This is a genomic window from Pseudomonas sp. 18058 (assembly GCF_902706155.1).
GTDB classification, from domain to species: Bacteria; Pseudomonadota; Gammaproteobacteria; order Pseudomonadales; family Pseudomonadaceae; genus Aquipseudomonas; species Aquipseudomonas rustica.
In genome coordinates, this window is sequence record NZ_CACSJY010000004.1 from 113,925 (window position 1) to 136,776 (window position 22,852).

Annotated in this window: 16 protein-coding genes; 4 read left to right on the plus strand and 12 right to left on the minus strand. The window is 59.9% G+C overall.

Features of this window, described 5'->3' with window-relative positions; genetic code table 11:
- Positions 1-36: 36 nt before the first annotated feature.
- Positions 37-1,245, plus strand: a complete 1,209-nt coding sequence (locus GVL50_RS03710) for an MFS transporter (RefSeq protein WP_159811792.1) — start codon at positions 37-39, stop codon at positions 1,243-1,245.
- Between the two features lie 5 nt (positions 1,246-1,250).
- Here GVL50_RS03710 and GVL50_RS03715 read toward each other — a convergent pair whose 3' ends face one another.
- Both GVL50_RS03715 and solA read right to left on the minus strand, forming a co-directional pair.
- The gene (locus GVL50_RS03715) at positions 1,251-2,030 is read right to left on the minus strand and encodes a MetQ/NlpA family ABC transporter substrate-binding protein (protein WP_156316147.1); all 780 of its coding nucleotides are present in this window, start codon (positions 2,028-2,030) and stop codon (positions 1,251-1,253) included.
- Complete coding sequence (solA, locus tag GVL50_RS03720) at positions 2,027-3,205, minus strand: N-methyl-L-tryptophan oxidase (protein WP_159811793.1); 1,179 nt, start codon at positions 3,203-3,205, stop codon at positions 2,027-2,029. Before solA ends, GVL50_RS03715 begins: the two co-directional genes overlap by 4 nt.
- A 373-nt stretch (positions 3,206-3,578) precedes the next feature.
- Here solA and GVL50_RS03725 point away from each other — a divergent pair, with 373 nt between their 5' ends.
- Positions 3,579-5,984 (plus strand): glucose/quinate/shikimate family membrane-bound PQQ-dependent dehydrogenase, encoded by a 2,406-nt coding sequence (locus GVL50_RS03725; RefSeq protein WP_159811794.1) that lies wholly within the window; start codon positions 3,579-3,581, stop codon positions 5,982-5,984.
- Positions 5,985-6,073: 89 nt separating this feature from the next.
- Positions 6,074-7,372 (plus strand): carbohydrate porin, encoded by a 1,299-nt coding sequence (locus tag GVL50_RS03730; RefSeq protein WP_159811795.1) that lies wholly within the window; start codon positions 6,074-6,076, stop codon positions 7,370-7,372.
- Positions 7,373-7,568: 196 nt separating this feature from the next.
- Here the strand turns inward: GVL50_RS03730 and GVL50_RS03735 are convergent, their stop codons facing one another.
- The 8 genes from GVL50_RS03735 to GVL50_RS03770 form a co-directional block, all read right to left on the minus strand.
- Positions 7,569-8,753: a DUF2252 family protein gene (locus GVL50_RS03735; protein ID WP_159811796.1), complete on the minus strand. Its 1,185-nt coding sequence runs from the start codon at positions 8,751-8,753 to the stop codon at positions 7,569-7,571.
- Positions 8,754-8,836: 83 nt separating this feature from the next.
- On the minus strand, positions 8,837-10,183 hold the full coding sequence (locus GVL50_RS03740) for a glutamine synthetase family protein (RefSeq protein WP_053120123.1): 1,347 nt from the start codon (positions 10,181-10,183) through the stop codon (positions 8,837-8,839).
- Between the two features lie 25 nt (positions 10,184-10,208).
- On the minus strand, positions 10,209-10,766 hold the full coding sequence (locus tag GVL50_RS03745; RefSeq protein WP_159811797.1) for a helix-turn-helix domain-containing protein: 558 nt from the start codon (positions 10,764-10,766) through the stop codon (positions 10,209-10,211).
- Between the two features lie 25 nt (positions 10,767-10,791).
- Positions 10,792-12,081, minus strand: coding sequence for an FAD-binding oxidoreductase (locus GVL50_RS03750; protein ID WP_159811798.1), 1,290 nt, complete (start codon positions 12,079-12,081; stop codon positions 10,792-10,794).
- A 132-nt stretch (positions 12,082-12,213) separates the two neighbouring features.
- Positions 12,214-14,871, minus strand: a complete 2,658-nt coding sequence (locus GVL50_RS03755) for an RHS repeat-associated core domain-containing protein (protein WP_159811799.1) — start codon at positions 14,869-14,871, stop codon at positions 12,214-12,216.
- A gap of 72 nt (positions 14,872-14,943) precedes the next feature.
- Positions 14,944-17,184: a TonB-dependent receptor gene (locus GVL50_RS03760; protein WP_256671821.1), complete on the minus strand. Its 2,241-nt coding sequence runs from the start codon at positions 17,182-17,184 to the stop codon at positions 14,944-14,946.
- A 161-nt stretch (positions 17,185-17,345) separates the two neighbouring features.
- The gene (locus tag GVL50_RS03765; RefSeq protein WP_159811801.1) at positions 17,346-18,464 is read right to left on the minus strand and encodes an aryl-sulfate sulfotransferase; all 1,119 of its coding nucleotides are present in this window, start codon (positions 18,462-18,464) and stop codon (positions 17,346-17,348) included.
- A 61-nt stretch (positions 18,465-18,525) separates the two neighbouring features.
- A complete protein-coding gene (locus GVL50_RS03770) occupies positions 18,526-19,503 on the minus strand; it encodes an ABC transporter substrate-binding protein (RefSeq protein WP_159811802.1) in 978 nt (325 codons plus the stop codon).
- Positions 19,504-19,550: 47 nt separating this feature from the next.
- On the opposite strand from GVL50_RS03770, the gene GVL50_RS03775 reads away from it, so the two are divergent.
- Positions 19,551-20,663: a GlxA family transcriptional regulator gene (locus GVL50_RS03775; protein WP_053120113.1), complete on the plus strand. Its 1,113-nt coding sequence runs from the start codon at positions 19,551-19,553 to the stop codon at positions 20,661-20,663.
- On the opposite strand, the gene GVL50_RS03780 is transcribed toward GVL50_RS03775, so the two are convergent.
- A complete protein-coding gene (locus GVL50_RS03780) occupies positions 20,652-21,998 on the minus strand; it encodes an ATP-binding protein (protein ID WP_159811803.1) in 1,347 nt (448 codons plus the stop codon). The genes GVL50_RS03775 and GVL50_RS03780 overlap by 12 nt on opposite strands.
- A complete protein-coding gene (locus tag GVL50_RS03785) occupies positions 21,995-22,717 on the minus strand; it encodes a response regulator (protein ID WP_053120109.1) in 723 nt (240 codons plus the stop codon). The genes GVL50_RS03780 and GVL50_RS03785 overlap by 4 nt, the downstream gene beginning before the upstream one ends.
- Positions 22,718-22,852 lie beyond the last annotated feature (135 nt).

Below are 22,852 nucleotides of genomic sequence, written 5' to 3' on the forward strand. Positions count from 1 at the left end.
ACCTCCTACGCTTTTCGCGCAACACAGGTAGTTTCCATGACGACCCCTCTTACCGATCCTTCTACAAAGAAAAACGGCTGGAGCGCCGTGCTGGCCATGTCCCTGGCCGCGTTCGCTCTGGTCGCTTCAGAATTCATGCCGGTCAGCCTGCTGACGCCGATTGCCGCCGATTTGCACATTACCGAAGGCCAGGCGGGTCAGGGCATTTCCGTGTCCGGTGCGTTCGCGTTGATCACCAGCCTGCTGATTGCAAGCATCGCTGCCCGCGTTGAACGCAAGAAATTGCTGTTGAGTCTGACCTTGCTGATGATCGTGTCAGGCACGATCGTCGCGCTCGCGCCGGGCTACCCGTCATTCATGATCGGACGTGCCTTGATCGGCATCGCCATCGGTGGTTTCTGGTCATTGTCGGCGGCGACGGCCATGCGTCTGGTGGCGCCTGATCAAGTATCGCGCGCACTGGCCATGGTCAACGGTGGCAACGCGCTCGCAACGGTGATCGCCGCCCCGGCGGGCGCCTTCCTCGGTTCGTTGATCGGCTGGCGCGGTGCGTTTTTCTGTGTGGTGCCGGTGGCAGCGCTGGCCGCGGTGTGGTTGATGATCAGCCTTCCGTCCTTCAAGGCCGAACGCAAGGCCGGCGGCGCCAACGCCCTGCAACTGATGCGTCAGCCGCCCGTGGCCTTGGGCATGATCGCCGTCAGCGTGTTTTTCATGGGCCAGTTCATGTTGTTCACTTACCTGCGCCCGTTCCTTGAGGGCGTCACCGGCGTCAGTGTTTCAACACTGTCTTTGATGCTGCTGGGGCTGGGACTCGCAGGGTTTATCGGCACCTTTCTGATCGAAAGATTCATGGGCCGCGGCCTCTACCGCACGCTCACGGTTATCCCGTTGATCATGGCCGGCATCGCGTTGGCGCTGGTGAACTTCGGCGAGTCGGCAATGCTGACGGCCGTGCTGCTTGGACTGTGGGGATTGGTCGCCACGGCCGCGCCGGTCGGCTGGTGGACATGGCTGGCGCAGACGCTGCCGGATGATGCGGAAGCCGGTGGCGGCATGCTGGTGGCGATTGTTCAACTGGCGATCGCCGGCGGCGCCATCGTCGGCGGTTTGGCCTTTGATCTGAGCGGCCACAAAGCCACCTTCGAGCTGAGCGCTGCCGTGTTGGTCGTCGCGTCCGTACTCGCGTGGCTGGCGGGTCGCGCAGCCACTGAAGTGCATTTTGCCGAATCGAAAGTGACGGCCTGACGTGATCAGAACGCCGGCACTACATCGCCGTGATAACGCTCAAGAATGAACTGCTTCACTTGCGGCGAGTTAAGCAATGCGCCGAGCTTCTGCACCGCCGGCGCGTTGGCCTTGTCGCGGCGCACGTACAGGTAATTGGCGTACGGCGATTCTGAGCTTTCGATAAACAGCGCATCTTTGTGCGGCACCAGTTTGGCTTCCAGCGCGTAGTTGGCGTTGATCAAGGCCAGATCAACCTGATTCAACACGCGCGGCAGCATCGCCGCTTCAAGTTCTTGAAACTTCAGGTGCTTGGGATTGCTGACGATGTCCAGGCGCGTCGCCATGATGTTGTCAGGGTCTTTGAGGGTGATCAGGCCTTGTTTGGCGATCAGCAACAGCGCACGACCGGAGTTGGTCGGGTCGTTGGGAATGGCAATGGTGGCGCCATCCTTGAGTTCGCTGATGTTATTGATCTTCTTCGAATAGGCGCCGAACGGTTCGATGTGTACCGCGACGACAGGCACCTGATCGCTGCTCGGTCGATCCTTTTTGTAGGCTTCGTAATACGGTTTGCTCTGGAAGTAATTGGCGTCGAGCAAACCTTCATCCGTCTGCCGGTCGGGCTGAATGTAGTCAGAGAAGACTTTGACGTCGAGCGTCACGCCTTCTTTTGCCAGCTGAGGTTTCAGGAACTCGAGAATCTCGGCATGGGGCACGGGCACCACAGCAATTTTCAAAGTTTCCGCATAGGCAGAACCCATGGCGGCGACCAGCAGTGCGACGGAGAGCGCGACACGTTTCACGATAGTTTTCCTTCGAAGCGTTTCAGGGAGAAAGAGGACAGATCCAGGTCGGTCGAGCCACGCATGCACCACTGTGCAAACGCCTCGCCCAGTGCCGCGGAATGCTTGAAGCCATGGCCCGAACACGCCGACACGAACAGCGTGTGTTGCAGCGACGGATGCTCGTCGATGATGAAATGGCGATCCGGCGTGACGGTGTAGGCGCAGACGGCGGACTTGCTGACCTTTGCGGTCACGCCGGCGATGCGCTTGTGTACTTGCTGCTCGTACATGTCCTGCGCTTCGGCTGCTGAAACCGTGCGATCGATGGCCTGCGGCGCCGACGCGGTGTGGTACTGCGCGGTGGCGATTTTCAAACTGCCCTCGCCGGGTAATGCGGGGAAGCCGTAGTTGATTTTGTCGTCGCCACGGCCGTGGGTCAGGATAAACGTCGGTGAATGGCCCACCAGTCCGGCGTTCTCTGCCAGTTCGAACCAGAACAGTTTCTGCCGGTACACGCTGAGCAGATTTTCAAACGGTTCGCCGAGCAACTCGCCGCTCCAGTTGCCTGCGCTGATCACCAGTTTGTTGGCAAACAGCGTGCGCCGGTCGGTGGTAACGGTGACACCGTTCGCGTCCGAGGTGATTGCGGTGACGGTCTCGCCTTTATAAAGCGTCGCCCCGTGCTGCTCGGCCAGTTTGAGCTGCACATCGATACAGCGCTCCGGGCGTACGAAGCCGCCACCGGGTTCGAAATAACCGATGGCCGAGTCGTGCACGTTGGCGAATTGAGGAAAGCGCTGGCGAATCTGCTCGGCGAACAAGACTTCGTGCTCGATGCCGTAGGTCTGCGCCAGCCCGATGGTGCGCAAGGTGAAGTCGTTCTGATCTGCAGGATCGAACTCGGCGCTCGACGTCAGCACCAGAAGCCCGGATTGCTCGAACAGCGACTCGCCCGACAACGCCTCAAGCTCACGCCAGATGCGATGCGAATTGCGCACGATCGGCACATATTGCGCGCCCTCGCCAACCGAAAGCCTTGTGATTCGGGTATCGCCATGACTGGAGCCGAGGTTATGCGGCGGGTGATGACGATCAATTCCGACGACGTTCACCCCCGCTTTCGCCAACTGGTAAACCGTGGCGGCGCCCATCGCGCCCAAGCCTAAAACCAGCACCTCACATCGCTCGGACATAAATAGTCACCGATCAAAAAGGCGCCAGTTGAGCGGTAAAAGAATCGGAATTCCAAGATTAAAAAAGCATATCCATATAGCTCGACGCGTCCGCCGACGGCTCTGGATCGGGCTACCGGGTGGTTATTCGTCGCATTTACAACCTGGCGCAAATGATTTACGCCTCGCGGCGCGACATTCAGCATCTGTCACAACTAACAATCGAGCTGACATAACAGCGTTTTTTTGCACATTTCGACAGACATTTCAGCGTCTAAGCTTCACCTCAGGCATGAGCCAAAACCGCGAACTACGCTTCAACGTGAAATTTGTGATTTAACTAGGTAGTTACCTAACTATATAATGCGCGCCTCATTTCAACGGGACACTCAACGTGAAGCAGAGTCAACGCCTCTCGGGCATATCAAAATTCATTCTGGTCGGGCTGGGCGTCGTCATCGCCCTGCTCGGCTTGGCGCTGGCTGCGGGCGGCGTGAAGTTGGTCAGCCTGGGAGGTTCGTGGTACTTCCTGGTGGGTGGCTTGGTCATGGCCGTTTCCGGTTTGCTGATCGCGCGCTTCAAGCTGAGCGGTGCCTGGTTGTTCGCGGCGTTCCTGGTCGGGACGGCGATCTGGGCGGTCAGTGATGCCGGTCTGGTGTTCTGGCCGGTGTTCTCGCGCCTGTTCATGTTCAGCGCGATCGGCTTGGTGGTGGCCTTGGTCTACCCGATGCTCAAGCGCGCCAACGGTGGCGTTGCGGGTCGCGGCGCTTACGGCGTTGCCGCTGTATTGGCGGTTGGCCTGGCCGTTGCTGCAGGCAACATGTTTGTCGCGCATCCGACCGTTGCCGCCACCGGCACTGGCCCGGGCCTCACTCCGGTTGAGCCGGACAAGGCGCAGAAGGATTGGGCGCACTACGGTAATACCGAAGGTGGCAGCCGCTTCGCTGCGCTGGATCAGATCAATCGCAACAACGTCGACAAGCTCAAAGTCGCCTGGACCTATCACACTGGCGACATCGCCGAGAGCGATGGCAACGGCGCCGAAGACCAGCTCACCCCGCTGCAAATCGGCAACAAAGTGTTCATCTGCACCCCGCACAACAACCTGATCGCCCTCGATGCCGACACCGGCAAAGAGCTGTGGAAGAACTCGATCAACGCCCAGTCGAAAGTCTGGCAGCGCTGCCGTGGCATGGCCTATTTCGATGCGACTGCCGCCATTGCTCAGCCGAGCAATTCGAGCATCATCGAAGCCAAACCGGTGCCGGCCGCCAATTGCCAGCGTCGTCTGCTGACCAACACCATTGATGCTCGCCTGATCGCGGTCGATGCCGACACTGGCGAGTTCTGTCAGGGTTTCGGCAACAACGGTCAGGTCGATCTGAAGGCCGGTCTGGGTAACGTCCCGGACAGCTACTATCAGTTGTCCTCCGCTCCGTTGATGGCCGGCACCACTGTCGTGGTCGGCGGTCGCGTGGCTGACAACGTGCAAACCGACATGCCGGGCGGCGTGATCCGTGGTTTCGACGTGATGACCGGCGCCATGCGCTGGGCGTTCGACCCGGGCAACCCGCAGGATCGCAACGCGCCGGCAGACGGCAGCACTTACGTGCGCAGCACGCCGAACAGCTGGGCGCCGATGTCGTATGACCCGGCGACCAACACGGTCTTCCTGCCGATGGGCAGTTCGTCCACCGACATCTATGGTGTCGAGCGCAGCAAGCTCGATCACACCTACGGTGCTTCGATTCTCGCGCTGGACGCTACCAGCGGTGAAGAGCGCTGGGTGTTCCAGACCGTGCACAACGACCTCTGGGACTTCGACCTGCCAATGCAGCCGAGCCTGATCGACTTCACCAAGGACGGCAAAACCGTTCCGGCGCTGGTCATCGGCACCAAGGCCGGGCAGATCTACGTGCTCGACCGTGCCACCGGCAAACCGTTGACCGACGTAAAAGAAGTGCCGGTCAAAGCGGCGAACATCCCGAACGAACCGTACTCCCCTACCCAGCCGAAATCGGTGGGCATGCCGCAGATCGGTGCGCAGCACCTGACCGAATCCGACATGTGGGGCGCGACTCCGTACGATCAGTTGCTCTGCCGCATCGACTTCAAAGGCATGCGTTACGACGGTTTGTACACCGCGCCGGGCATGGATAAATCGTTGAGCTTCCCGGGTTCGCTGGGCGGCATGAACTGGGGCAGCATCTCCACTGACCCGGTACACGGTTTCATCTTCGTCAACGACATGCGCCTGGGTCTGTGGATTCAGATGATCCCGTCGCAGAACAAAGGCCAGGCCACATCCGGCGGCGAAGCACTGAACACTGGCATGGGCGCCGTTCCGCTGAAGGGCACGCCTTACGCCGTGAACAAAAACCGCTTCCTGTCGGTGGCCGGCATTCCGTGCCAGGCGCCGCCGTTCGGCACCCTGACCGCAATCGACATGAAGACGCAGAAAATCGCCTGGCAGGTTCCAGTCGGTACGGTTGAAGACACCGGTCCGTTGGGTATCCGCATGCACCTGCCGATCAAGATCGGTCTGCCAACCCTCGGCGGCACGCTGTCGACCCAAGGTGGCCTGATCTTCATCGCTGGCACGCAGGATTTCTACCTGCGCGCGTTCAACAGCGGCAACGGTGAAGAAGTCTGGAAAGCGCGTCTGCCGGTGGGCAGCCAGGGCGGCCCGATGACTTACGTCTCGCCGAAAACCGGCAAGCAGTACATCGTCATCACCGCGGGCGGCGCTCGTCAGTCGACCGATCGTGGCGACCTCGTCATGGCCTACGCCTTGCCGTAAGCCGTCGTCACTTCATCCAGTCAAGCGCGGCACCTTAGGGTGCCGCGCTGCTTTGCTCCATTGCCCAAGATTCCAGCAGGAAGATTCACATGCAATCGGCTGTTCGTTTTTCTCGTTCCGACCTGTTCAAAGGCCTGTTGATCGGCCTTTCCTGCACCACTGCCCTGCCCGCGCTGGCCGCCGGCGAATCCGATCTGTTGACCCGCAGCACGCTCACTGGCGACTGGGGCGGATTGCGTCATCAGATGGATGAAGAAGGCGTTAAATTCACCGGCGATTACAGCGGCGAAACCGCTTACAACGCTGACGGCGGCTTGCACCGTTCGGCGCGTTACTCGCAGAACATCAAGCTCGGCGTGCAGTTCGATCTGAGCAAATTGTATGGCGTCGATAACGCCGGCAAAGTGCAATTGACCATCAACGACAGGCGCGGCAACAGCGCTTCAGAAGACCTTGTCGGCAACCGTTTGCCGATTCAGGAAAACTACGGCGGCCTGTACACCCGCCTGACCGAGCTGAGCTATGGGCGCAGCCTATTCACCCCGGCGCTCAATGTGAAACTCGGCTACATGGCGATGGGCAACGACCTCGGTGGCCTCGACAGCGGCATTCTCTGCAACTTCATGAACGCCGGGTTCTGCGGTCATCCGCTGAACATGTCCGGCGGCAGCGGCTGGACCAACTACCCCAACGCGCATTTGGGCGTGCGGGTGAAATACGACCTGTCGTCCTCCTGGCAATTGCGCGTGGCGGCGTTCAACGTCGACCCGCAAAGCAACGGCAACTCCAGTCGCGCCTGGCACCTTGGGCCGAAACACACCACCGGTACCGTGGTGCCGATCGAGCTGGTGTACAAGCACGGCGGCGAATTGCCTGGCGAATACAAGGTGGGTTACTACTACGACAGCTCCGACGTTAAACGCATCGGCAGCGACGATGAAGTGTCCGGTCGCGGCGGTCATTATTTGCTGGTTGATCAAGCGGTGTGGGCTTCGCAGACTTCCACCGGCCGCAGCCTGCACGCGTTCGGTCAGTATTCAGCGGCCAGCGACGCGGCCTCGCCGTTCAGCAAGTGGTATGGCACCGGCGTGGTGTTGTACAAACCGTTCGACAGCCGCCCGCATGACACCGTCGCGCTGGGTTATGGTCGCGCAGTGCCTAACCCGCGCAGCCGTGATGTGCAGCAAGATGCCGCGCTGGCGAATGGCACCGCGTTCCCGAATCTGGACAGCGCCGAGCAATTGATCGAACTGGGTTACGGCTATCAAGCCACGCCATGGCTGACGCTGCGCCCGAATGTGCAATACATCATCGAACCAGGCGCGTTCTCGGGGCAAAACATCGACAACGCACTGGTCGTGGGCCTGCAAGTAAAAGCCTCGCTCTAACACCACGCCTTGTAGGAGCAAAGCTTGCTCGCGAAAGCGTCTCTACATTCAGCCTGTGCATCGGCTGAACCACCGCCTTCGCGAGCAAGCTTTGCTCCTACGAGTTTTGGGCCGTACTCAGAATCCCAAACACCCGCAAATCCCTGTAGGAGCCGAGCTTGCTCGCGAAAGCGGTGGTGCATACAACGCAGAGGTTTCAGTGTTGCAGGGCGTAGCGGCGGCAGTGTTCCAGATAGCCTTTCTCATGACTGCCGACCAACTGCACCACACTCGACCAAAGCCACGACGGCGCATCCAGTGTCTTCGAACGGCAGTTTTGCAACTCGCTGATCCACGATGACCGCGTCGCCAGATCCATCTGTCGCGCATGGGCAATCCCCACCACTCGCGCCAAATACCCCGCCGCCAACATCGCATCGCGCTGACTCAACTGATCCAGTTCCAGTTTCATGTCCTGCGGCAGCAACTCACGCACAAAAAAGCCATGATCAAGCACGCGCGTCGCAATCATGCGGTTACCCAACCCCGGCGATAGAAACCGCGCGCCTTCTACGACACGTTTACCGTTATCGCGCGGCATCGAAGACCTGGCCGCACGCGGTGCTGCAGCCGTTACCGCTTCTTTGACATCGAGCAGGCAGAAGTCCTGATCATCGCCCTCGCCCACACCCAACAACACCGCGTAACGCTTCAATCCGAGCGAACTGCAGCCTTTGACCCAGTACGCCGAGTCGAGCAGTTTGACCCGGTCATCCTTCGACCGGCCCTTCAACGACGTCACCAACGTATGAATATCGTCGGTCGCGCACAGGGTTTTCAGCGCCGCACGCTCTGCCCGCGAAAGCGACCAGAAGTGTTTGCCCAAGGGAATCGTCGGTTTGGTGTTCTCGATGCGTTCCTGCGCCAAATGCTTCCACGTGCGCTGCACGGCACTGCGCATGCCCGCCTTGACCTGCGCCGGGCGTGGCGGTTCTTTATCGACGTCGTCGACAAAGGCTTGTTCGTAGCCGCGCATCATTTCTTCGAGCATGCGCGCGGTCGCGACACCGGGCAGATCGGAACCGCGTGCCGCCGTGGCCAATGACAGGGCCAGTCTGACCAGATCGTGCGCAGGATTGCCGATAACGGTCTGATCGAGGTCGCGGATATGGATGTCGATTTGCCCTTTCAGATCCCCGGTCGGCCCGAGATTGCCGGCGTGGCAATCGCCACAGATCCATACGGCAGGCCCGTGGGGAAGGCGCCGGCCGGGTTGGCTGTGCAGCCATTCATAAAATTGCACCGTGCTACCGCGAACATAAGCATGCGCAGACCTCGCCATCTTGAAATTTCGCAGTTGCGAAAGGGTTTCCAGGCGTGCGGAGGGACGAGGTGTTTTCATGGGGACTTCTGGCAGGGGATGTGCTCTGTTGACCCCTGCCATCGAGTGAATGTTTCAGAATGTTTCTGGATTCTTATAAATCTTCACAAATACCAGCGATACTCCCGCGCGCTGATCTCCTGCATAAACGCCAAATGATCCTGACGTTTGTTCTCGCAATACACGTCCACAAACTCGGCGCCCAGCCCTTCACGCAATTGCGGCTGCTGCTGCATGGTTTTTACCGCTTCAAACATTTCCGTGGGGAAACCGATACCGCTGTCACGGTCTTCATTCAGCGGCGCAATGGGTTCCTTGCCCGCTGCCAGGCCGTGCTCCAGTCCCACCAGAATCGCTGCCAACACCAGATACGGATTGGCATCCGCGCCGGCCAGTCGATATTCAATGCGCAGGTTTTTCGCGTCCGATTCAGGAATGCGCAAACACGCATCACGATCCTCAAAACCCCAGCTTGCCTTGGTCGCCGTGTTGACCGTACCGCCCAGGCGGCGCATCGCGTTTTGGTTCGGGGCGAAGATCGGCATGCTGTGCGGCAGCAATTCCAGACACCCAGCCACCGCATGACGCAACGGCTGTTGCTGATTCGCCGCCAGCAGGTTATTGCCGTCAGCATCGTAAAGACTGACGTGCACATGCATGCCGCTGCCCGGGTGCTGCAAATACGGTTTGGCCATGAAACTGGCGCGATAACCGTGCTTGAGCGCCACGCCACGGGTGCTGCGGCAGAACAGCGCCGCCCAATCGGCAGCACGCAATCCATCGTCGAGATGGCCGAAGTTGATTTCGAACTGACCGGGGCCGAGTTCTGCGGTGATCACCGTGGCGTCGATGCCTTGAGCGCGCGTCGCTTCAACCATTTCATCGAGCACAGGCGCAAACCGCGACAGGCGTTCGATGTGCATGTTCGGCTGATCATCGGCATCGTCGGTCAGGTCATCACGGGGGAATTGCGGCAAGCCGTCGCGCAGCTTTTTATCGAACAGATAAAACTCCAGCTCGAACGCCACCACCGGGTGAATGCCTTTGCGCGCCAGTCGATCGAGCACCTGCGCCAACACTTCACGGGGTTCGAATTCGATGGGTTTTTCGGTGCCGTCCGAGGTAATCAACATTTGCCCCAGCGGCTGCGCTTCCCAGGTCACCGGCTTCAAAGTGCCCGGCACCAAACGCCGTACGGCATCCGGATCACCATCGTTAAAGCAGTAATCACCAATCTTGAACAACCCGCCCTGCACGCCCAGCAGCACGCAGTTTTGCGGCAACTTGAGCGCGCTGCCCGCCGCGACTTTTTCGAGCATGTCGATCGGGTAGCGCTTGCCGTAAAAGTGCCCCGGAATATCCAGAGAAATCAGGTCGACATAACGCACTTCGGGGTGTTGTTGGCGAAACGCGCGCACTTCAGCCAACAGGTCGGCGCAGACAGCGTCCATCGTGTTCATCCTTTATTTGTTGTTATCAGGTGTAGACCCACAGCACGCGTGTGAGCTGATCGGTGAGATTGCCGTAGCGGCAAACGGTGTGACTGTCGAACTGGAAACTGTCGCCGGCCTTGAGCGTTGCCGGCTCTTCGTCGTCGCCCAGCCACAGCGTCAACTCGCCTTCGAGCACGTAACCGCCCTGCTCCGAACTGTCCGTCATGTGCCGATCGCCGCTGCTGGCGCCCGCCTTCAGATGACTTTCAAGCATGGAGAACGAGGCGCGCATCTGCGGTGACACCAGAATGTCGGTGATGCCATTGGCGTAATAGAGCGTGCGGCGTTCGTCCGGGCGCGTGACCCACGGCAGCTCTTTGGGCTTGGGCAAACTGTAGAAATAGGTGGTCGGCACGCCAAAGGTTTCGCTGATCGCGGTGAGGTCTGCCACGGTTGGCCGCGACAGGCCGCGCTCGACCTGCGAGAGAAAACCCACCGAGCGGCCGATCTTGTCGGCCAGCTCTTTCAGCGTCCACTTCTTGTGCTTGCGCAGGTCGTGGATGAGGATCGCCAGTGCGGCGATTTCTTCTTGCTTGTTCATGATTCAACTTCCGGAAAGTGACGCATCAGACGCTGTCACGCAGTCGATACCAGGCCTTGCCGATGGCTTCCAGCGGCGCGGCAAAATGTTTACCGCCGGGGAAACGACCGTTGCTCAGGCCTTGGTACAACGCCAATTCATCGCTCTGACCGAGGATCGCATCGGACACCGCGCGGGCGGCGGCCAGTGTCGGCAACACGCCGTGCCCCGAGTAACCCTGAAGCCAATAGCGGTTGCCCTCGCTGCCGACATCCGGCGTGCGCTTCAACGTCAGATCGATATGGCCGCCCCAGGCAAATTCCACCTCGACGCCTTTGAGTTGCGGGAACACTCGCTGCAGAAACGGCCGAGTGGCCGCCGCAATATCCTTGGGCATGCCGCCCAGATAGGTGCAGCCACCGCCGAACAACAAACGGTTGTCCGGTGTGCGGCGGAAATAATCGAGGACGAATTGGTTGTCGGTCACGCAGACGTTGCTCGGCAGCAATGCCGTGGCTTGCTCCGGCGTCAACGTCGCGGTGGCGACCTGATAAGTGCCGACCGGCAAAATGCAGGCGGCCAGTTGTGGATCGAGTTCATCGAGATAAGCGTTGCAGGCAAGGATCAACACATCAGCGCGAACTGATCCGCGCGCAGTGTTGACCCGAAAACCTGCGCCCTCCTCCTGATAACTCAGCGCTTTGCTTTGTTCGTAGATGTGGCCACCGGCACGTTCTATCGCGGCGGCAAGGCCGAGGGCCAGTTTCAAAGGATTGAGGTGTGCACCTTGCGGATCGTAGAGCCCGGCCTGATAGCGATCGCTGGCCACCCACTCGGGCAACTGTTCACGCGCAATGAACTGCAAAGCATCGTGGCCCCATTTGTGGCTGGCCTCGTGTTGCCATTCGGTCAGCAACCCAACCCGGCGCGGCATCACTGACGTCCACAAATGACCGGGCCGATAGTCACAATCGAAACCATGACGCCCCGGCAATTCACGCAACTCCTGCGCCGCCCAGCGCATACCGTCCCACAGACGTTTGGCGCGTTCATGGCCGAGCGCGGCTTCCAGCGGCGGCATGTCGCACGACCAGCCAAGAATCGCCTGCCCGCCATTACGCCCCGAAGCCGCCCACGCCACCCGACTGGCTTCCAGCAACGTCACGCGTTTACCGGCCAAGGCCAGACGCAACGCAGTGTGCAGCCCACTGAAACCGGCGCCAATGATGACCACGTCGGTGTGCTGCTCGCCTTCCAGCGCAGGTCGCTCACGCAAAATATCGGCGCAACTGTGGGCGTAATAGCTGTCGACGTGCTGCGTGGATTGCTGAAACATTCGCGACCTCGTGAAATTATTTTTTTATAATTTCATGAAAATCTACAGAATTAATTTCATATCAGCAACCCGCAGCCGTCAAACCGCTGGGTCTCGGAGGTGATCTGCGTTCACTGCCAGCATTGCGCGCGACTACCTGTGGCCAATATTGGTGTGAGCAGGCAATACAGCACGTTTAGCGGTTCGCCATACCGCGTGCGCGGCTCGTGATATCGGGTTGCGGCTTGCTCGTCGCAGTTCTTTCTCGACCTTTGCATGCAAGGCTTCATAGGCCAAGTCCCGATATTCAGGTTTTGGCTCGACATGCACAGCAATAAGGACTCTGTCATTCATAGGCTCGGGAAGCTCAATATTTACTCTCTCGACTCTGGTTGCCTGCAAGCCGAACGCGTCCATGATTCTCTGTGTTGATCGACCATTTCCTTTACTGGCCAAAAAACGCTCGCGTATGCCTTCTGGTTTTTCGGTAGCGCGTAGAGCGTCCTCATTGATCACGTTCCAACGCAGGATGACCTTCGGCATCACCCCGTAAAAATTATTTAGTTTAGAAACCTGCTTGTATTGATACCAAGTCACATCGGTCGCATTGGGCCCATTGCCGGCACTGCGAAAATTTTCAAGCATCCTCCAACGTCCCGGCAAATACTCATTCTCAAAATAACCATAAGGTATGGAGCGAATGGCCTCGTCAGTGACGATTCTGTGCGCGTCGTATGGAATGTTATGGGAGAAGCCGTCCTCCACCGCTTTCTCACGCACTGCTGCTGTCTGCTCAGTTACGTCACGACGTCTGAATATTTTCGGATTCAGGTGATACCCCGAAACCATTGCACTGGGCGCATATTCTGAATACTCCTCCGGCAGCCTCCCATCCCCATCCCGGTACCGCAGCGGATTGTTCCTGACCATCCGAAACAGATTCAAACCATCAACAACACCCGCCGGATCCGGATTGATCCAGCGATTCAACCACGGCGCGTAATACCGGAATCCGAAGTAATACAGCCCTGTCGCATCACGTTCCTTGCCCGAATAACGAACGGTCTTATACGACGCCTCGACCTCGCTGCGACTCGCCCACCAAGCGGTTGCGCCGTCAGGGTAATAACCTTCCTGACTGATCAATCGCCCTGCCCCATCGAGTTCCAGACTGCTGCTACCCAAATGATCGCTCAGGCTGTAGCTCAATCGATCATTGGTCATCTCGGCGGGCGGCTCACTCTCCCAGTGCAATACCCTCACCCCGCTGCGCCCGACAGTTACGTTGATGACATGCAGGACTTCGCCAGTCGCGGTATTAGTGCGCAGTTCCAGGCCCGGCAAATAGCGCACTTCGGCCTGATGCGTTCTATTACGAGCCTGGGTAAAGCGAGTTTTACGAACGCGCTGACCTGCACTGTCATAGGCATACCGTTCGGTGTCGTTGGCTGCCTCGGTTCGCTCGACCGGTGTGACTTGCCGCAGTTGATTACGCAGATCCCAAGCCAATGCCTGACCCGGTTGTAATTGCTGCACATTGCCGTTGGCATCGAATGCTGTGTCTGGATCACCCTGATTTTTTACGACACCGCGATTGCTGATCGCCGCAATCTGCATCTCGCGGGTATGGGAGTGCGCGCCGACATGCTGCAGCCGAACCAGGTTGCCGCCGGCATCGTAGTTGTAGCTTTGGGTGTAATTGGCGAACTGATCGGGGCTGGATGCCGCAGCCTCTCGCCCGGTGACTTCGATGAGTCGGGACAAGCTGTCATAGCGGTAGGTACTGACGGAAGCGATCCGTTGGTTATTGAAATAGCGCACCGCTTGTACACCGTCCTCAATCCTCAGGATATTGCCGACCGGGTCAGAGGTGTACGTCAGATCTTGAAGGCGAGTGCCGTCGGGCTTCAGTGCGAGCAATTGTTCCAGACGACCATCGATTGGCGAATAACGTGCCGTGGTGATGGCCGCATCGCCAGCGACTTCCCGCTCGATCTGGCCAGAGGTGTTGTAACTGATCGTTGACAGCAACACCGCCTCAGCCTGACCCGCCAGTTGCAAACTGCTTCGGTGCAATTGACCCGCCACGTCATAGGCAGAACGGCGGCAATGTCCCCGCGCATCGGTCAGGCTAAGAAGATCATTCAGTGCGTTGTAATGCTGAAGGGTGACTGCGCCGCCTCCTGGCTCCAGTAACGCATCGCATTGCGCCACAGACTTCGGCCAATCCGGAGCAGATGCCAGCGCCAAAAAGTGCTGTGATTGCCGCAAAACTGCACCTTGCAGGCTGGCCTCATGAATATGCAATGAACCCGCAGGATCGTCGTGACGCATCAACTGTCCGCACAAATTGCTCGCGGATGCTTCAGTGCCTGCATAACGCAAACGCTCGACACAACGCTCGCTTTCACCGTGGACTTGTTCAAACACCGCGACCGGCCGCAAGAGCAAGTCGTACTCAAAGCGCGATTGATTTTTGCGGCCGTCCCATCGACAGATCGTCTGCCCGGAATCGTTTACCAGATTGACCCGCCAGCCAGCGTCGACGTTGTTGCTGGCCAAGTCCTGACCGGATAAAGAGCAAACCGTCGACTGGTTTGCCGGCGTCTCTGCATCAGACTCAGCCAACGCCCACAATCGCGGATCCCACTGTTTCACCGCACGGCCGCCAGCGTCATGCAGCTGACAATCCACTCGCATTTCTGCCGCATCGTCGATCTGCGTTCGGCAATAATTGACCATTCTGACCAGAAGACGTCGAGCATCAACGACCGCCAAAATCGGTGTGTTTGAGTTGAGCGTTTGCTTCATAAGCGTTGCCATCGGATGCGCGTCCCTGCGGTGATAGCTCGCAGTGTAGTCGGCGACGTGACGCTGTCCGGCTCAAAAATCGTAACGCGCCGTCATCCCCAACGTCCTCGGTGTGCCCAACACGCCGGTATAAGCCCCATTCGGTGAATTCCACAGTGTGGTGTAGTAAGTCTTGTCGAAGGCGTTTTTCAACCACAAAGAAACATCCCACTGGCCCTTGCCCCAATCGCCGCGCACGCCGGTGGACAGGTTGACCAACCCATACCCCGGCAACTGCGCTTCACTCGAATCATCAACGGTGCCGACGGCATGCGAGCGCCAGGCGTAGTTACCGTTGACGTAAGGTTGCAGGCCGCCCTGCAGATTCCATTGGTAACTGGCGTTGGTGTTGAAGATCCATTTCGACGCGCCCACCACCGCGTGGCCACTGAGGTCGCAGGATGCCGGGGCGCCGGGGCGCAAAGCCACTTCGGCGGGACACGGTGCATCGTCGTAAGACAGGTAACGCACATCGTTGAACGAGCCGTTGGCGTTGATCGTCAGGCCCGACATTGGCCGCCAGCTGCTGTCGAGTTCCAGTCCTCGACTGCGCACCGTGCCGGCGTTGGTCAAATAGCTGGTGAGCGAGACATCGTCGTAAGCGTTGGTCTGGTAGCCATGCACCACCGTCCAGAACAGGTTGGCATTGAGCAGCAAGCGCTGGTCGAACAGCGTGGTTTTGATGCCCAGTTCGGCGTCGTTGGCGCGTTCGCTACCGATCAACAACGAGTCGGCACCTGCGACGGGGGCGCTGGCCACGCCGAGATTGACGCCGCCGGATTTCTCGCCGTGCGACAACGAACCGTACGCCAGCACTTGATCGCTGACATGCCAGGCCAGACTGGCCAGCGCCGAGGGGCTGAAACTGTAGAGGCTCAAATCGCCGGAATCGTAAGCACCGACCCTCGCATCTCTGACGCGCAATGCAGCGGCGCTGGCCGCATCGCCACCGAGCGGCGCGTTGCGGGTTACCTCTGCGAATTTGCGTTCATAGGTGCCGCGCACGCCCAGGCTGAAATCCACGGTTGGCGTCAGGTGCCAGGTGCCTTGAGCAAACGTGGCGTAACTGTCGGTGTCGACATCGCCATGGCCGATGCTGGTGACGTTGTTCAGCGCGCCCTGCGGGGTGCCGTTCCACGTGTCCGCCAACGGGCCGTAATCGGTGAACACGGTGTTGCTCATTTCCTGGCGGAAGTAATAGGCGCCAAGCACGTAGTCGAAATGTTCACCCACCGGTGAGGCCAGACGTATCTCTTGCGAATATTGCTTGTCGCGGGCCGATTGCCCGACGTTGTGCATCACGTCGACGTTCAGCTCATCATCATTGCGCGGGGTGAAATCCCACCAGCGATAGGCGCTGATCGAGGTCAGTGTGTAATCCCCGGCCAGATTCCAGTTGGCTTCCAGCGAGGTGCCGCCCTGAAACACCGTGACGTTCTGATCGGCATCCAGATTGACCCGACGGCCGTCCACCAGCGTCGCGCCGACCGCCGCTGCACGCTGTTGGTAACGGTTGACGCCGTTGATCACCGGTCCGGTGCTGAACAGCGAACGCGTGCCGGCGCTGGAATCTTCCTCGTGATAATCGGCGAGCCAGCGCAGATTGAAATCATCGTTGGGCTGAAACTCCAGTTGCCCACGAACACCTTGGCGCATGCCGCCGCCGAGTTCATGGCCGTCGTACTCGTTTTTCACGTAGCCGTTTTCGTGGGTCTTGTAGGCGGCGATGCGGCCGGTGAGCGTGTCATTCAACGGCCCGGAAAAAATCGCTTGAGTCTGCGAGTAACCGTCCTCGCCGACCGACGTCGCGAGGGTGCCTTGTGGTGTCGCTGAGGGGCGACGCGTGGTGATGTTGAGCACGCCCGCCGTGGTGTTCTTGCCGAACAAGGTGCCTTGCGGGCCGCGCAGCAATTCGATCTGCTCGACATCGAGCAAGTCGAACACGGCCATGCCGGGGCGGCCGAGATAGACGTTGTCCAGATAGATCCCGGCGCTGCCTTCCAGACCATCGCTCGCCGGGTTATTGCCCAAGCCACGAATCGACAGGCTCGACTGCCGAGCGTGCATAAACGCGACGTTGACGCTCGGCATCGCCTGCTGCAAATCCTGCAGGCGATACAAGCGCTGTTCCTCAAGGGTTTGCGCGCCGAGCACGCTCATTGCCGTGGGCACTTGTTGCGCGTCTTCGCTACGGCGCCGGGACTCGACCGTTACCGTTTGCAGAACTTCGCTGTTGCCGGGTAAATCATTGGCGATCGCCGGCAGCAGCGGCATTAACGAACACAAACCCAGAGCGCCTGCGGAAAAATTGCGCGAATAAAGAAGATTCATCAGTGGTTCCTGGAGCTGCATCAAGCAGCTCTTTGAGAGGAATCGATACTTCGCTGCGCGTGGCCTGCGTGAGCGTGATCGTTGCGGTTGAGGTTTATGGGTTTTCAGTCACGCAGCCATGGCAGGTCTTCGCGTTGATAGCGGTGAGCACGGAAGATTGCGTTGTTTTCCCCCGGCAGGTAGCGGCGCGAGGCGGCATCGGGGTACGTGGCGAAGTGTGGATTGACGTATTCCCAGACCACATCGCCGGCTGGCGTCACTTCAAACAACCGGCCGAAATTGGCCTCGGTGACCAGCGTGTTGCCGTTATGCAACCGCTGCGCGCCGCCCATGAACGGGGTGAAAAACGCATAGCCCGGGGTGTCGGCGTATTGCCATTCGATGCGCTGAGTCGACGGATTGATTTCGAGGATGCGCGAGTGCGGCATGCTCACGTGCGGGCGGAAGATGCCGTTGTCGAACACCAGCACGTTGCCGTTTTCCAGTTCGCTCGGGCAATGTTGCTGGGCGACCAGATCGTGGCCCAGACGCCACAACACCTCGCCGCTGCCACGTTGCACAGCGATCACCGAAGAAACGCTGCGCAGGCTGAGAATCACCTTGCCGTCACGGCCCGGCGTCACCGCGTTGGTCATTGGCCAGTGATGCCGCTCGAAGGCTTCGTGCAGCGGATAGTCTTCCGGTTGCAGGTGTTCCCAACTGCGCCATTCCCACACCGTGTTGCCCTGGCGATCGACTTCCTTGACCACGTCGGCATAAATCACCCCGCCCGGCGCCTCGCTGCCGGGAATGCCGCCGACCACGCGCTTCGCCAGTTCCGGCGGCAACGGCTCGGCGGTGGTGTAGAGCAGATGGCCGTTATCCAGCCATTGCGCATCGTGGTGATGAAGCAGATCGGTGTGCTGCCAGACCACTTCGCCATCCGGGGTGACTTCGCTGAACGCGCCGCCGTGCCACACCGACCAGCCCGGAAACAGATCCGGCGAATCCGGGTGATTGCCGTTGTAGCCGAGGTTGCCGTTGCGCAAGATCACCGCGTCGCGACCGGGGCGTTGCGGGAGTTTCCAGCGGTGCACGACTTCGCCGTCGAGGTCGATGAGGAACACATTGCCGTCCGCCGTTTGCGGTGCGAACAGCGTGTAGCCGCCGGCGCTACGGGCGTGATCGACGGCGATGAGGCCGGTTTTACGACGTTTGAGTGTGGTGGGATGCAGTTGAGGCATGGCTTTTCTCCAGGCGAGTGAATCCCGGCCGCGAGCAACGCGGCACGGTCAGTTCAAAGAGTTATTGAGGATTGGGCAGCAAGCGGTTAAAGCGGTCGTCGAAGATTTGCTCGACCTGCAGCGGTCGCGGAATCAAGCGCTCGGCGGCGAACATGTCGGCCAGATGCTGCTGCGAATCGATGACGGCTTTTTCAATCGGCACATAACGCAGATCCTGATGCGCAAGCATCTCTTGCACCAGCGCGACCGGCAGGCGTGTGGTTTGCGCGAACACCTCGGCCCACGCTTGCGGATGCGCGGTGGCCCAGGCTTGAGCGCGGGCAAATCTGCCCAGCAGGTCACCGAGTTGCGCTGCCCGCTGCGGGTCGTTCAGGGTTTTCAGGCCGGCGACGGTGAAGTTCAAACCGGTTTCCGGCCAGCCACTGCCGTCGACCAACACGCGGGCACCGCGCGAAGTGGCCTGCCCTACAAACGGATACCACACCGCCCAGCCATCGAGTTTGCCGCTGGCGAAAGCGTTTTGCGCATCCACCGGGCTGACGTAAGCAATGTTCACATCACGCGGCGTCAGCCCGGCACGCTGCAGGGCCGCGAGTAACAGGTAATGACCGCTACTGCCTTTGGCCACGGCCACGCGTTGACCCTTGAGATCGGCGACTTGCGTGACGGTGGAGCCTTCCGGCACCAGCAGCGCATTGTTGTTCTGCGCGCCACTGGCCACACCAACGATGCGCACATCGTAGCCGCCGGCCTGAGCGAATACCGGCGGCGCATTGCCGACCACACCGACGTCGATTGCCCCGGCGCTCAACGCTTCAAGCATCGTTGTGCCGGCCAGGAATGGATGCCACGACAGCGAATACGTGATGCCCTCATCTTCGCCGGCGGCGTGCAGCAGCGCCTGAGTCAGACCGCTCTGGTCGCCGACTTTCAGCCCCTCGTTCGCCGCCCAAAGCGGATGTGCGATCAACAACGCAGCGCAGCACAACAGCGCTTTCAGAGTGAGCGATGGCTTGGCAGCAGAAGGTTTTACCGGCATTGTCGTGCTCTCATTTTTGCGTTGAATTCAGTATGTCGAGGCCCGCCGTGCCGCTCCATGCCAAACACCCCTCCTTTCCTGCCATCCCGGACATCGCGCCGCAGCCCGTGCGTACCGTGGTGGTGTTGGCGTTCGATGATTTGCTTTTACTCAACGCGGCCGGGCCACTGGAGGTTTTTGCGGCGATCCCGCGCGTGCTCGGCGGAGCGTTCATCGACAGCCCGCCCTACCGACTGTTGATCGCCTCAGCGCAGGGTGGGCAGGTGATGTCGATTTCGGGGATCAGCGTGAGCACGTGCTCGCTTGAGCAAATCGATCAAATGGCGCCGCAGATCGACACGTTGATTGTCGCCGGCGGCCCGGGCATGGCGGCACTTGAGGCTGACGAACGTGCTTGCGACTGGTTACGGGTTCGTTCCGCAAACATCCGCCGGCTCTGCTCGATTGGCACCGGCACCTTCGCCCTCGCCGCCGCTGGATTGCTCGACGGGCGCCAAGTGGTGACGCACTGGAAATTCGCCGCTGAATTGCAGGCGCGTTATCCGGCGGTGCGCTGCCAGACCGACGCGCTGTACCTGCACGACGACAATCTGTGGACGTGTGGCGGCGCGACGGCGGGCATCGATTTGGCGTTGGGTCTGGTTGAGCAGGATTTGGGCGCGCAAGCGGCGCTGTCACTGGCGCGTTATTTCACGGTGTTCCTCTGGCGCGGCGCGGAACAACCGCAGCTAAGCGCCTCACTCAACGCACAATCGAGTGCTTTGCGCACCGATCCGGATGTGCGTGTGGCGCGGCTGCACGCGTGGATTGCCGGGCACCTCAACGAAGATTTACGCGTGGAACGACTGGCCGAGCAATTCGGCATGAGTCCTCGGCACTTCGCCCGCGCCTATGTCGCCGCGACCGGGCAGACACCGGCGCAAGCGGTCGAACAATTGCGTCTTGAGGCGGCCTGCCGATTGCTGAAAACCAGCCATGAACCGATCAAGCGAATCGCCGAAACCGTCGGTTTTGGTCGCGAGGAACGCATGCGCCGCACCTTCCAGAAGCATCTGGCAACCAGCCCGAATGGCTATCGCAACCAGACCGACGCACCTGAACCGTTAGATCGCCGGCAATCCTCCCGCGTCGGCATCGCGCTGGAGTGGTTAGCCCAATAGCGTAGGCGCGACGGCCAGCTCGACGCGCGCCACCAAACCTTTGCGGCGCTGATTGCGCAACGTCAGATCACCGCCCTGCTCCCGTATGATCGCTCGCGCCGCCGACAGTCCGAGGCCGACGCCACCGGTGCTGCGGTTGCGCGAAGTCTCCAGACGGAAGAACGGGTCGAAGACCTTTTCCAGCGCCTCTTCCGGAATGCCCGGCCCTTCGTCGCTGACCTCGATGCGAATCGCGTAATCATCACGGCTCAAAGTGATGCGCGGGTTGCGCGCGTACTTCACGGCGTTTTCCAGCAGATTGACGATCACCCGTTTGATGCCCAGCGGCCGGCCGTTGTAAACCAGATGCGCCGGGCCGTCGAAGTCGACATCAATGTGTTGGTCGCGATAGTCGTCGACGATGGTTTGCAGCAACTCCGACAGATCGAACGCCGTTGTCGCCTCGCGATGGGTGTCTTCGCGAAAGAACTCCAGCGCCGCGTTGATCATCGACTGCATCTCTTCGACATCGCGGATCAGTTTGCGCTGATGGTCGAGGTCTTCCATGAATTCGCTGCGCAGACGCATGCGCGTCAGTGGCGCGCGCAAGTCATGGGAAATCGAAGCGAGCATGTGCGTGCGCTCGGCAATGAAATGCTGAATCTGCGCCTGCATGGTGTTGAAGGCGACGATGGCCTGGCGAATCTCGTGCGGCCCTTCGACCTTGATCGGCGGTGCGCGCAGGTCGGTGCCGAAACGTCGGGCGGCACTGGCGAAGCGTTGCAGTGGATTGGCCAATTGGCGGGTGGCGACCCAGGCAACGAGGAACGTGGCGATCAATCCCAAGGCAATGATGATCGCGATTCGCGTGCCGATTTCCAGGCCCCAACTCCTTTCAGGCGGGGTGAATGACAACCAGCTGCCATCGACCAATTGGACCAGCGCGGCGTAATGCGCCTGAGGATTGTCCCGCGTCCAGTCGCCGGGGTTAAAGGCCTCGATGTTTCGATCACCCCCTAACAACTGTTCCAGCACCGGCACCCGACTCGCTTCCACGCGGGCGCCGTCGTTGGGCAAACCAAAATCGGCGCGCTGCGCCTGCCACACGACTTGCAGCATGTCGCTGCTGGCGGCTTGCGCCAGTTGCGGGCGCAAGTCAGCGGGCGCGACCTCAATCAGCCGCGAGGTGACGGCGATCTGCTCCAGCAGCCCGGTACGCTCGATGGGCGGACGCGCCCAGATGCCGGCGACTTGAATAAACAAAGCATTCAACGCCACCGATGCGAGCATCGCCGCGACGATGGTCAGGGCGATTCGTCGCCGCAGCGTGTCGCCGCGCAGTAGCCGCCCGATCACGTGCGGCTGACCTTGGCAGTGAACATATAGCCGCCATTGCGCACCGTTCGGATCAAATCCGGACGCTTGCAGTCGGGCTCGATCTTGCGGCGCAAACGGCTGACCTGGACATCGATGCTGCGATCAAAGGCATCGTGACCCTGGCCGTGCGTGAGGTCGATCAACTGTTCGCGAGTGAGGATGCGTTGTGGATGATCGAGGAACACCACCAACAGATCGAACTCGCCGCCGGACAGCGGAATCATCACGTTTTCTGGTGAGCGCAATTCGCGGCAAGTGATGTCCAGATGCCAACCGGCAAAGGCAATCACCGGTCGCGACGGCTCAACCGGACTGGCCTGTTCACCGGCGCGGCGTTGCAATGCGCGGACACGGGCGAGCAATTCCTGCGGGGCGAACGGTTTGGTCAGGTAATCATCGGCGCCCAGTTCGAGGCCGACGATACGATCGCTCAACTCGGCCATGGCCGTGAGCATGATGATCGGAATGCCCATCTGCGCCCGCACCTTCTGGCACAGGCTCAGGCCGCCTTCGCCGGGCATCATCACGTCGAGAATGAGCGTGTCCGGGCGACCCAGCGCAATCGCCGCCCACATCGCTTCACCGTTCTCCGCCACGTCGACGTCATAGCCGTGCTGGGTGAAGAACTTCTTCAACAGGGAGAGGATTTCCACGTCATCGTCGACGAACAGCAATTTGCTCACGGTTGCAAAATCCATGGATCGAAAGCCGCCAATCTAAAGCCATTTGCCGCTGCGGGTCATTTATTTCAATCGAGCAACATTTCGTCCGCAGCGACATCAAGCGGACATCGTCCGGCAAAAACCCTCGGGCACCCTGTGCGCATTCCAATC